The sequence below is a fragment of the uncultured Psychroserpens sp. genome (assembly GCF_947501425.1).
Classification (GTDB): domain Bacteria; phylum Bacteroidota; class Bacteroidia; order Flavobacteriales; family Flavobacteriaceae; genus Psychroserpens.
Map to the genome: position 1 here is coordinate 134,932 of NZ_CANMVN010000002.1, position 11,898 is coordinate 146,829.

Consider the following 11,898-nt stretch of genomic DNA (forward strand, 5'->3'; position numbering starts at 1 on the left):
TTTATGTTCACTGCGTTTACGAAGTAAACTTCTAACTTGTGAAGGATTGAATCAAAAACTATTCATTAGGATTAGCTGCGCTGATCCTGTATAAGGGTCGTTGCTCATAAAAGCTAAAACATTTCATGTTTTTATTTTTTTATGTTCACTGCGTTTACGAAGTAAACTTCTAACTTGTGAACATAAAAAAAGCTGAACAAAATTGTTCAGCTTCTATGGTCGGGGTGGCAGGATTCGAACCTGCGACCTCCGCGTCCCAAACGCGGCGCGATAACCGGGCTACGCTACACCCCGAAACGGTTATCAAAAAAAGCGGAGAGTATGGGATTCGAACCCATGCGACAGTTACCCGTCGACAGTTTAGCAAACTGCTCCATTAACCACTCTGGCAACTCTCCAATATGTTTTAAAAAGAACGTCTTTTTAATGGGATGCAAATGTAACTTTTCATTAGCAAGAACACAACATTTTTTTAAATTTTTTTCTTTTGAAGACTTACTCTGGGTATTCAATCCTGAGATGGAATATATTAGCTAACTTAGTTTTGAGGACTTTCTTTATGGATTGAATTTCTTTAAATGTAATATTCGCATTTAAAAACTGTCCGTCCTCCATTTGTTTACTGATGATACTTTCAACAAATTTATCAATCTTAGTAGTTGTAGGCTCCTTTAAACTCTTAGAGGCAGCTTCAACACTATCACACATCATTAATATAGCGGTTTCTTTACTAAATGGTTGCGGACCTGGATATCTAAAGTCATCCTCTTTGGCATCATCGTTTATATCCTTCTCTTTCCTGTAAAAGTAATAAACCATGCTTGTACCATGATGAGTTCTAATAAAATCAATAACTCGGTCTGGCAAATTATTTTTCTTGGCTATTTCAATACCATCTAACACATGATCAATAATAATCTTTGCACTCTCGCGTGAGGATAATTCATCATGCGGATTGATACCTGTAGCTTGATTTTCGGTAAAATAGGTAGGATTTTTCATCTTACCAATATCGTGGTATAAGGCACCTACCCTAATTAACATGGCATTTGCTCCTATCTCATTGGCTGAGGCTTCTGCTAAATTTGCCACATTCAAAGAATGATGAAATGTACCAGGTGCTTTATTAGATAGTTCTTTTAATAATTTAGTGTTGGTATCAGATAATTCTAATAGTGACACATCAGATACTAAACCAAATAATTTTTCATAAATATAGATTAGAGGTTGCACAAATAAAGTTGCTAATCCACATAATACAAACAAACCAAATGTTCTTGGATCTAAGTTGGTAATATTACCTTCATGAATCACATAAAATGCAAAGTAGGCAATGATATATATAAGTGTTATTTGTCCTACAGAAATAAATAAGTTTGCTCTTTTGTACAATTCGGAAACCGTTAAAATGGTTACAATTCCGGCTATAATCTGTAAAAACATATATTCATAACTATTAGACACTATAAATCCTAATAGCAATACTGTAAGCACATGAGCAAACAGACCAAGTCTTGCATCAAAAAAGGCCTTTAACACTAAAGGAAGAATACACAATGGTACAACATAAACGTATTGTGAATTGTAATTAATGATCAATGTGGTTAGAAGGATCATCAACAAAATATTGAAAAAGATAAAGGTCACTTTAGTGTTATCTAGAAAAACTTCAATTCTGTATTTCCGAAGAAAGAGCAAGAGCATTAATAATGCAAGAGCAACCAGAAGTGCGTAAGCAAAAACAATCAGATTATAGTTAGATTCATTCCAAACCTGAGATTCATATTCAGACTCTAATGATCGTAATTCGTCATATTTTTCACCTTCAACAATTTCACCTTTAGATATGATGAGCGTCCCTTTTTCTATACTTCCTCTAACGGTAGAAATACTCTCGAGTCGCTCCTCGAGTGCTTGCTCCGTAAATGAGGAGTTAAGTCGAAGATTAGGTTTTACTATATCAAAAAAGATAGAAATAAATGTGGCATCAAATTGTTTTAAACCACTACCCGATAAGTTGCTTTCTAATACACCTCTAAAACCATCTAATTTTGTAAGATTAGAAAATTGTGTTTCAGCATATTGGCGTTGAGCATCTAATAATATAACTGTTTTATCACCCAAATATTCATAGTCCTCGTCTAATACACCAAATTGATAGATGTCCTCAATAGTGGATTTTCCCACAGCAAATAAACCTCGGTTTCTGTTCACTATACTATCAGCAAAGGAGGTTTTAAATTTTTCTGAATACGCTTTTAATACTGCAGTTTTTACTGAGGTATCAATATCAAAATAGACGGCACTCTTATTTGAAGCTTCAATACGTTCTTGTTGAATTTCTTCGGAAGATTTTTGTATTGCAAAATCGAAAGGAGCTAATAGGCTTTCAGATTGCCACGGTTTTCCTTTATCGAAATCATATCTGAATTTTCCACTTTTCGGAAATAAATAAACGATTAAAAATGTAGTCGTTAAAAATAAAAGCACCTTATATAAAAGCGCATGATTTTTATACCATTTATTAATTAGATCATTCATTATGATTACAATTTCAATACATTAGAACCTGAAAAAATTAGTAGGCTTCAAATTATGCTTGCACTTTCAAAAGTAAGAAAATATAATAGAACTCATGTTATGAGATCTAAGCACTTATTTAATTAAAAAATGATTAATTTTGCAGCTAGAAAATAAAACGAATTAAAAATGAGTAGAGACGTTGTAATTGTATCAGCAGCAAGAACTCCAATAGGAAGTTTTTTAGGAGCTTTATCAACAGTTCCTGCACCAAAATTAGGTGCTATTGCTATTAAGGGAGCCTTAGATAAAATCAATTTAAAACCAGAAATGGTAGAAGAAGTTCTAATGGGAAATGTTGTTCAGGCTGGAACTGGACAAGCTCCTGCCAGACAAGCTGCTATTTATGCTGGTATTCCTGATACAGTGCCTTGTACTACAATCAATAAAGTATGTGCCTCTGGTATGAAATCGGTTATGCAAGCCGCACAATCTATTGCTCTTGGAGATACTGATATAGTTGTTGCTGGTGGAATGGAAAACATGAGTATGATCCCACATTATTTTCATGCTAGGTCTGCTACTAAATTTGGGCCAGCTACGCTTGTTGATGGCATGCAAAAAGATGGATTAGTAGATGCTTATGACCAAAATGCGATGGGTGTATGTGCAGACGCATGTGCGACTGAATATGAGTTTTCAAGAGAAGACCAGGATGCGTTTGCCATCCAGTCTTACAATCGATCAGCTGCAGCATGGGATTCTGGAAAGTTTGATAATGAAGTTATTCCTGTGGAAGTACCTCAAAGACGTGGAGAACCTGTAATAGTATCAAAAGACGAGGAATATACGAATGTAAAAATGGAAAAAATTCCAGCACTTCGTCCAGCATTTACTAAAGATGGTACTGTAACAGCTGCTAATGCTTCAACAATAAATGATGGTGCTGGAGCTATGGTATTAATGAGCAGAGAGAAAGCAGATGCCTTGGGATTGAAACCTTTAGCTACTATCAAAAGCTATGCTGATGCCGCTCAAGAACCAAAATGGTTCACTACTGCGCCAGCTAAAGCTTTACCAAAAGCTTTAGATAAAGCTGGAGTATCTATCGATGATGTAGATTTCTTTGAATTTAATGAAGCGTTTTCTGTGGTTGGATTGGCGAATATGAAAATACTCGGACTTAACGATAGTAACGTAAATGTTAATGGTGGAGCAGTCTCTCTTGGACATCCACTAGGATGCTCTGGAGTACGAATTGTAATAACACTTTTAAGTGTGCTTCAACAAAACAATGCTAAAATTGGTGCAGCTGCTATTTGTAATGGTGGTGGTGGCGCTTCTGCAATTGTAATCGAACGTAATTAATATAGCTTAATGCAATACGGAATTTGTAATCTGAGTATTGTTCCGCTTAGAGTTGAACCTAGTGATTCTTGCGAGTTAGTCTCTCAGGTACTATATGGTGAAATTTTTAAAGTATTAGAACAGCGGAAATCCTGGAGCAGAATTCGATTGGCTTTCGACAAATACGAGGGTTGGATAGATAATAAACAGTATCTTGAAATCACTGAAGATAATTACAAGAGAATCAAGCAAGAAGATCATATTTTATCTACAGATCTTATTGAATATGTACAAGATGAAAATCAGCAGTTATATACCATTCCTATAGGATCATCATTAAATGGATTAGAGTTATTAAAGCATACTCATGATGGTAATACAGTAGCATCAAAACAAGATAAATCACATCTGATAAAAACAGCTTTTACTTATCTTAACAGCCCTTATCTTTGGGGAGGAAAAACACCATTTGGTATTGATTGTTCGGGTTTTACACAAATGGTTTATAAATTAAATGGATATCACATCCTTAGAGATGCTTCTCAGCAAGCAACTCAGGGTCAAGCATTGAGCTTTATTGAAGAAAGCGAACCTGGTGATCTTGCTTTTTTTGATAATTCAGAAGGACTTATAACTCATGTTGGTATTATTATGGAAGACAATTATATCATCCATGCACATGGTAAAGTAAGGATAGATAGACTAGACCACTCTGGTATCTATAACGTAGATAAGCGAATGCATACTCACAAATTGAGGGTGATCAAGAAAATCATATAAATAAAAAAAGCGTCCTGAAATTCTCAGGACGCTTTTTTTATGTAAGTACTTGTAAATTAGTTTCCAGCTTGAAGTTCTTCTACTTTAGCTTTCATTGCTTTAAACTTATCCATTTGAGAAGTAGCACTATAAATATTCATTAATGTTTGCGCTGCATTAATACTCTTTGGTTTTAATTTAAGAGCTGTCTCAAGATATGGAATCGCAGACTCGTACAATTTTGTACGCTCAGCTCTAAGCTCATCATAGCGTTTGTTATCTGCACTAGAAGTACCAAGAGAATTCATCTCTTCAACAATGGCTTCCTCTCTACTTAAAATTAAAACAGCCATATTGTTGTAAGCATCTGCATACGAAGGATCTAATGCAATTGCTTTTTCATAATATGCTTTAGCTGCATCAGCTTCTCCTGCTTCGGCTGCAATAACTCCTAAGTTATATTGTAACTCAGCATTGTCCGGATCTTTTGTTGTTGCTTCTTGCATCAACTCCTTAAACTTATCCTTATTACCCATTTTAAGCTGAACATTAGCTTCAGAAATTAATAGACCAAGATCATCAGGATTCTGTGCTCTAGCATCTTTCATAGCACTCATTGCTTTTTCATTATCTCCATTAGTTAAATGGATCAATGCAATATTTTTTACAATCTCAGCTGATTTTGATGCTGTTTTCTTATCTCTTGGAGCAATATACTGTCCTGCTTTCACTCCTGCATCACGAAGAAGTTTTGTATCAAAAAGCTCTTCTTGACCAGTTTCTTTATTAGTTGCAAAATATTGGTAACCTGCACCATTGTATCCAAGGTCTCTTAACTCTTCATAGTATTTGAGAGATGCCACATAATCTTGCGCTGTTACAGCAGTAGATGCTGCGTAATAAAGGTAAAGTGTATCCTGAGGAGACATTCTGTATGCTTTTTCAAAACGTGCAGAAGATTTCATATACTCTTTATTTTGGAGTGCTGTTTGGGCTTTTGATAATAAACCGTTTAGCATTTCTCCTTTAATGACATTAATCTCATCTGTATATTTTTTCTTTCCAGAAGAAGCTTCAATAGATTTTGCCTTATCAAAACTTTCAATAGCCATATCTATATCATCATTAGATGCGTTACCCATGGCGTACATTGCCTTACCTTTTAAAAAGTAAAATTTAGCCTTCATTTTATCATCTGCACTTCCTATTAGAGATTCAGCAGAAGTAATAGCTGATTTGGCATCAGCAAAATTTCCAGATTTAATTGCTTTTTCAGCAGCCTTAAGTTCATTTTTTTGTGAAAATGAAATAGTACTCACTAAAAGTGCTAAAGCAACTACAATTTGTTTTTTCATTATTTAGTTATTTTAAGTGTTAATATGTTATTCTTCTTCATTATTAGCAAGAGTTGTGCCATCCTTGTTAACATCCTCTGCATCAGAATTTTCTACATCTACATCTTCTTCGTCTTCTTTCATTACTTTAGCAACAGCAGCTATAGAATCATTTCCTTTTAAGTTGATAAGTTTAACACCTTGTGTCGCTCTTCCCATAACTCTAAGGTCTTTAACTTCCATTCGTATAGCAATACCTGATCTGTTGATAATCATCAAATCATCATCGTCTGTTACAGATTTTATAGCGACTAAGTGACCCGTCTTATCGGTTACAGAAATAGTTTTCACACCTTTTCCACCACGATTAGTAATTCTGTAAATTGCTTCTCCATCTTCAGGATCATCGATATAACTTCGCTTACCATAGCCTTTTTCAGAAACAACTAAAACCGATTCTTCTTGAGGATTCTCAATAGCAATCATTCCAATGACCTCATCATTTTCATTTGCCAAGCGGATACCTCTTACACCAGAAGCATTTCTTCCCATGGGTCTTGTTTTCTCTTCTTCAAATCTTATGGCTTTACCAGATTTAAGTGCAAGCATCACTTGACTATTTCCAGTAGTTAATTTCGCTTCTAGTAATTCGTCATCTTCTTTGATAGTGATGGCATTTATACCATTAGTACGTGGTCTTGAATATTGTTCTAAGGACGTTTTCTTAACCTGACCTTTTTTGGTAGCCATGATGACATAATGACTATTGATATAATCTTCATCTTTTAAATCCTGAGTACAAATGAAAGCCATTACTTTATCATCTTGTTCAATATTAATTAGATTTTGAATAGCTCTTCCTTTAGATGTTTTACTTCCTTCAGGAATTTCATAAACACGCATCCAGAAACACTTTCCTTTTTGAGTAAAGAATAACATGTATTGGTGGTTTGTACCAACAAACAGGTGTTCAAGAAAATCTTCATTACGAGTAGTAGATGCTTTTTGACCTACTCCTCCTCTATTTTGTGTTTTGTATTCTGTAAGTGATGTCCTTTTAATATAACCAGCATGTGAGATAGTAATCACTACCTGCTCATCTGGAATCATGTCCTCAATGCTTAGGTCACCACCAGCGTATTCAATTAGTGAACGACGTTCATCTCCATACTTATCCTTAATAACCAGAAGCTCATCTTTAATGATATCCATACGACGCTCTTTCTTGTCAAGAATATCTTTAAGATCTTCTATAGTCTTCATCAAATCTTCATACTCAGAACGCAGTTTGTCCTGTTCTAGTCCAGTAAGCTGACGCAAACGCATCTCTACAATTGCTTTGGCTTGGATTTCTGAGAGTTTAAATCGTTCAATTAATTTATTTCTCGCTTCATCTGCATTGGAAGAAGCACGAATTAGTGCAATAACTTCGTCAATATTATCTGAAGCAATAATCAATCCTTCAAGGATGTGTGCACGCTCTTCAGCTTTACGTAATTCGTATTTTGTACGTCTTACGACAACTTCATGTCTATGTTCAACGAAATAATGTATTAAATCTTTTAGGTTTAATAATTGAGGCCTTCCGTTTACTAAAGCAATATTATTTACACTAAATGAAGATTGCAGTGCTGTATACTTGTAAAGTTTATTCAATACAATATTCGGTATAGCATCTCTCTTTAATACATAAACGATACGCATACCGTTTCTATCGGATTCATCACGAATTGTAGAAATACCTTCAAGTTTCTTATCGTTAACTAAATCGGCAGTCTTTTTGATCATATCTGCCTTATTAACCTGATATGGTATTTCAGTTACAATTATACACTCTCTTCCCTGAACTTCTTCAATGACCGCTTTTCCACGTAACACGATTCGTCCACGACCTGTTTTGAATGCCTCTCTTACACCATCATAACCATATATTGTTCCTCCTGTTGGGAAGTCTGGTGCTTTTACATGTTGGATTAACTCATCTATTTCAATATCATTATTATCAATATAGGCTACGGTGCCATCAATAACCTCAGATAGATTATGTGGTGGCATATTTGTGGCCATACCCACAGCGATACCAGAAGCACCATTTACTAATAGACCTGGTACTCTAGTAGGAAGTACCGTTGGCTCTTGTAAGGTATCATCAAAATTTAACTTATGATCTACAGTTTCTTTATCAATATCTGCCAACATTTCTTCAGATATCTTTTTCATTCTGGCTTCAGTGTAACGCATTGCTGCAGGACTGTCACCATCAATTGAACCAAAGTTCCCTTGACCATCAACTAACATATAGCGTAAGCTCCATTCTTGAGCCATACGTACCATGGCGTCGTAAACAGACGTATCTCCATGTGGGTGATATTTACCCAATACTTCACCGACTATTCTAGCTGATTTCTTATGAGCAGTATTTGACCTAACACCAAGTTCATGCATTCCATAAAGTACACGTCTATGAACAGGTTTCAAACCATCTCTCACATCTGGTAATGCACGTGACACAATGACCGACATTGAATAATCAATGTAGGCAGATTTCATTTCATCCTCAATGTTTATAGGGATCAATTTCTCTCCTTCTTCCATATATTATATAAATTAGATTTTTGTAGGTTTTCAAATCGTGCTAAGATAAGGATTTTCATAGTGTTTGAGCGACTTATATGTTCAAAATTTAAAACTTTTTATTAACAAATTTTAACGCCATTTTTAATAAGTATCTTGTTAAATACTTTGAATTTGTAAAGTTTTTTCACTCTATTAGTACCAGCCTAGTATTTAAGGTATAGTTTTTGCCATTTTATAGGTAGATTTTATTATTTTTAATGCAGAAAGAGTTTACTATGGACGATAATTTTTCCCCGAGAGTTAAAGATGTAATTGCTTACAGTAAAGAAGAAGCTTTGCGATTAGGTCACGATTTTATAGGCACCGAACATTTAATGTTGGGTCTGCTTCGTGATGGCAGTGGTAAAGCTATTGATATTTTAAATGCCTTAGATATTGACCTTAATCACTTGAGACGTAAGGTAGAAATCTTAAGTCCGGCAAATCCAAATATCTCAGTAGCTTCTAATGAGAAAAAAAACCTACATCTTACAAGACAAGCTGAACGTGCTCTAAAGACTACTTTTTTAGAAGCTAAGTTATTTCAAAGCACTTCTATCAATACTGCACATCTTTTGTTGTGCATTTTAAGAAATGAAAACGATCCTACCACAAAACTTTTGAATAAGCTAAAGGTAGATTATGATAATGTAAAAGAACAATTCAAATTTATGATTACAAATGATGATGAATATTTAGATCTGCCAAAAGCAGAATCTTTCTCTGACGATGAGCCTAATGACGAAGGCGAAGCTAAAGAAAACCCTTTTGGTCAATCGTCTGCCAAATCGACAAAAAAATCAAAGACTCCTGTTCTGGATAACTTCGGAAGAGATCTCACAGTTCTTGCTGAAGAAGGCAAACTTGATCCAGTAGTAGGAAGAGAAAAAGAAATACAGCGTGTCTCTCAGATTTTGAGTAGACGAAAAAAGAATAATCCATTATTAATCGGAGAACCAGGTGTTGGTAAATCTGCTATTGCTGAAGGTTTGGCACTTAGAATTGTTAAAAGAAAAGTATCCAGAATACTATTTAATAAACGTGTTGTTACTCTAGATCTTGCAAGTTTGGTAGCTGGTACAAAATATAGAGGACAATTTGAAGAGCGTATGAAAGCTGTAATGAATGAACTCGAGAAGAATGATGACATTATTCTTTTTATTGATGAAATTCATACTATTGTTGGTGCTGGAGGCGCTACAGGTAGCTTAGACGCTTCTAATATGTTCAAACCAGCTCTGGCAAGAGGTGAAATTCAATGCATTGGAGCCACTACACTTGATGAATACAGACAATACATTGAAAAAGATGGTGCTTTAGAACGTCGTTTTCAAAAAGTTTTAGTTGAGCCTACAACTGTTGAAGAAACTATTGAGATTTTGAATAACATCAAAGGCAAATATGAAGAACATCATAATGTTGATTACACACCTGAAGCTATAGAAGCTTGTGTAAAATTAACAAACAGATATATGACAGAACGTTTCTTACCTGATAAAGCTATTGATGCTTTAGACGAGGCTGGATCTCGTGTACATATTACTAACATTGATGTTCCTAAACAAATTATCGAGTTAGAAAAGAAATTAGAAGAAGTTAAAGAGACAAAAAACACTGTTGTAAAAAAGCAGAAATATGAAGAAGCTGCAAAGCTAAGAGACGATGAGAAGCGTCTTGAGAAAGAATTAGCCGTAGCTCAAGAAAAATGGGAAGAAGAAACCAAGCAACACAGAGAAATTGTTTCTGAAGATAATGTTGCAGATGTTGTTTCGATGATGACTGGAATTCCTGTGAATAGAATTGCTCAAACAGAAAGCAATAAACTGGCTCAATTACCAGAACTAATTAAAGGTAAGGTTATTGGTCAGGATGAAGCTGTCGCAAAGGTCGTAAAAGCCATTCAGCGTAATCGTGCTGGACTTAAAGATCCTAATAAGCCAATTGGGTCATTCATATTTTTAGGTCAAACAGGCGTTGGTAAAACGCAATTAGCAAAAGTATTAGCTCGTGAACTTTTTGATAGTGAAGAAGCTCTCGTCAGAATTGATATGAGTGAATACATGGAAAAATTTGCTATTTCAAGATTAATTGGAGCACCTCCAGGATATGTAGGTTATGAAGAAGGCGGTCAGTTAACTGAGAAAGTTCGCCGTAAACCTTACGCTGTCATACTTTTAGATGAAATAGAAAAAGCACATCCAGATGTATTTAACATGCTTTTACAAGTTCTGGATGATGGTTACCTTACCGATAGTTTAGGTCGTAAAATTGATTTCAGAAACACAATCATTATTATGACTTCTAATATCGGAGCCAGAAAACTAAAAGATTTTGGTCAAGGTGTCGGATTTGGAACTTCAGCCAAGGCTGCTCAAGCCAGCGATAATTCGAGAAGCATCATAGAAAATGCACTTAAAAAAGCATTTGCTCCTGAATTCTTAAACAGAATTGATGATGTCATGGTCTTTAATGCACTAGAGAAAGAAGACATCAATAAAATTATTGATATTGAATTAACACACCTTATCAAGCGAATTAAAGACTTAGGCTATCAACTAAAACTGAGTAAAAAAGCTAAGGATTATATTGCTGATAAAGGTTTTGATAAAGATTATGGTGCACGACCTTTAAAACGAGCTATTCAAAAATACATTGAAGATGCACTTGCTGAAGAAATTATTAATTCTCAGCTTCAGGAAGGTGATACCATACACATGGATTTAGACACAAAAACTGAAGAGTTAACAATAAAAATTGTTAAGTCTGAAACTAAAACTGAGTCTTAATTTTACATTATATGATATGAAAAGCCTCTTATTTTAAGAGGCTTTTTTTTGTTTCAAATTTTTTTATTGATTAACTTTAGAAATATGACAGACAAATTAACACTTGATTTTTGTAAGATTCACATATACGATCACTATATGATTGTTACTGTGAATACAGGTGAAACTATAAGTCTCGAACATAATAAAACCCTAACAAATATAGCAGACACCTACTTCGATAACAGACCCTTTGTTTATATTACACATCGAATCAATTCTTATGCAGTAGATCCTGGAGTGTATAAAGAAACCTCAAAAATCTCCAATCTTGTAGGTTTTTCTGTAGTTTCTAAAAACTATTTAGCAAAAAGCACAGCTCAAATAGAAAAATTATTTTTAGATAAACCTTTCGAAATTTTCGACTCACTTAAAGAAGCCATTGATTGGGCTAAATCTCTTACTAATAGCTAAACCAATCTCCGTTTTAGCATTTTAATAGCCATACGCATTCTCCTATAAACTATTGTTCTGAATGAGTATTCAAAATTACACTC

The 11,898-nt window shown here is 34.6% G+C and carries 7 protein-coding genes and 2 tRNA genes; 4 read left to right on the forward strand and 5 right to left on the reverse strand.

What is annotated here, in order from left to right:
* Positions 1 to 216: 216 nt before the first annotated feature.
* The 3 genes from Q0951_RS03185 to Q0951_RS03195 form a co-directional block, all read right to left on the reverse strand.
* Positions 217 to 294: transfer RNA gene (locus Q0951_RS03185), tRNA-Pro, on the reverse strand.
* Positions 295 to 313: 19 nt separating this feature from the next.
* Positions 314 to 398 (reverse strand) — tRNA-Ser (locus Q0951_RS03190).
* Positions 399 to 495: 97 nt separating this feature from the next.
* Complete coding sequence (locus tag Q0951_RS03195) at positions 496 to 2,541, reverse strand: HDIG domain-containing metalloprotein (protein WP_299334166.1); 2,046 nt, start codon at positions 2,539 to 2,541, stop codon at positions 496 to 498.
* A 168-nt stretch (positions 2,542 to 2,709) separates the two neighbouring features.
* Between Q0951_RS03195 and Q0951_RS03200 the strand changes: the two genes are divergently transcribed.
* Both Q0951_RS03200 and Q0951_RS03205 read left to right on the forward strand, forming a co-directional pair.
* Positions 2,710 to 3,888 (forward strand): acetyl-CoA C-acyltransferase, encoded by a 1,179-nt coding sequence (locus Q0951_RS03200; RefSeq protein ID WP_299334169.1) that lies wholly within the window; start codon positions 2,710 to 2,712, stop codon positions 3,886 to 3,888.
* Between the two features lie 9 nt (positions 3,889 to 3,897).
* A complete protein-coding gene (locus Q0951_RS03205; protein ID WP_299334171.1) occupies positions 3,898 to 4,647 on the forward strand; it encodes a C40 family peptidase in 750 nt (249 codons plus the stop codon).
* 56 nt (positions 4,648 to 4,703) lie between these two features.
* Here the strand turns inward: Q0951_RS03205 and Q0951_RS03210 are convergent, their stop codons facing one another.
* Together Q0951_RS03210 and gyrA are read right to left on the reverse strand one after the other, a co-directional pair.
* Complete coding sequence (locus tag Q0951_RS03210; protein WP_299334174.1) at positions 4,704 to 5,981, reverse strand: tetratricopeptide repeat protein; 1,278 nt, start codon at positions 5,979 to 5,981, stop codon at positions 4,704 to 4,706.
* Positions 5,982 to 6,008: 27 nt separating this feature from the next.
* Positions 6,009 to 8,555 (reverse strand): DNA gyrase subunit A, encoded by a 2,547-nt coding sequence (gene gyrA / locus Q0951_RS03215; protein ID WP_299334176.1) that lies wholly within the window; start codon positions 8,553 to 8,555, stop codon positions 6,009 to 6,011.
* A gap of 257 nt (positions 8,556 to 8,812) precedes the next feature.
* On the opposite strand from gyrA, the gene Q0951_RS03220 reads away from it, so the two are divergent.
* Together Q0951_RS03220 and Q0951_RS03225 are read left to right on the forward strand one after the other, a co-directional pair.
* Entirely contained in the window at positions 8,813 to 11,362 is a 2,550-nt protein-coding gene (locus Q0951_RS03220; protein ID WP_299334179.1) for an ATP-dependent Clp protease ATP-binding subunit, read from the forward strand.
* Between the two features lie 84 nt (positions 11,363 to 11,446).
* A complete protein-coding gene (locus Q0951_RS03225; protein WP_299334182.1) occupies positions 11,447 to 11,815 on the forward strand; it encodes a hypothetical protein in 369 nt (122 codons plus the stop codon).
* Positions 11,816 to 11,898: the final 83 nt, after the last annotated feature.

Excerpts from the sequence above, each read along its gene's own strand:
- Q0951_RS03205 (WP_299334171.1), top strand. The coding sequence starts at position 3,898 with ATGCAATACGGAATTTGTAATCTGAGTATTGTTCCGCTTAGAGTTGAA.
- Q0951_RS03200 (WP_299334169.1), top strand. The coding sequence starts at position 2,710 with ATGAGTAGAGACGTTGTAATTGTATCAGCAGCAAGAACTCCAATAGGA.
- gyrA (WP_299334176.1), bottom strand. The coding sequence starts at position 8,555 with ATGGAAGAAGGAGAGAAATTGATCCCTATAAACATTGAGGATGAAATG.
- Q0951_RS03225 (WP_299334182.1), top strand. The coding sequence starts at position 11,447 with ATGACAGACAAATTAACACTTGATTTTTGTAAGATTCACATATACGAT.
- Q0951_RS03195 (WP_299334166.1), bottom strand. The coding sequence starts at position 2,541 with ATGAATGATCTAATTAATAAATGGTATAAAAATCATGCGCTTTTATAT.
- Q0951_RS03220 (WP_299334179.1), top strand. The coding sequence starts at position 8,813 with ATGGACGATAATTTTTCCCCGAGAGTTAAAGATGTAATTGCTTACAGT.
- Q0951_RS03210 (WP_299334174.1), bottom strand. The coding sequence starts at position 5,981 with ATGAAAAAACAAATTGTAGTTGCTTTAGCACTTTTAGTGAGTACTATT.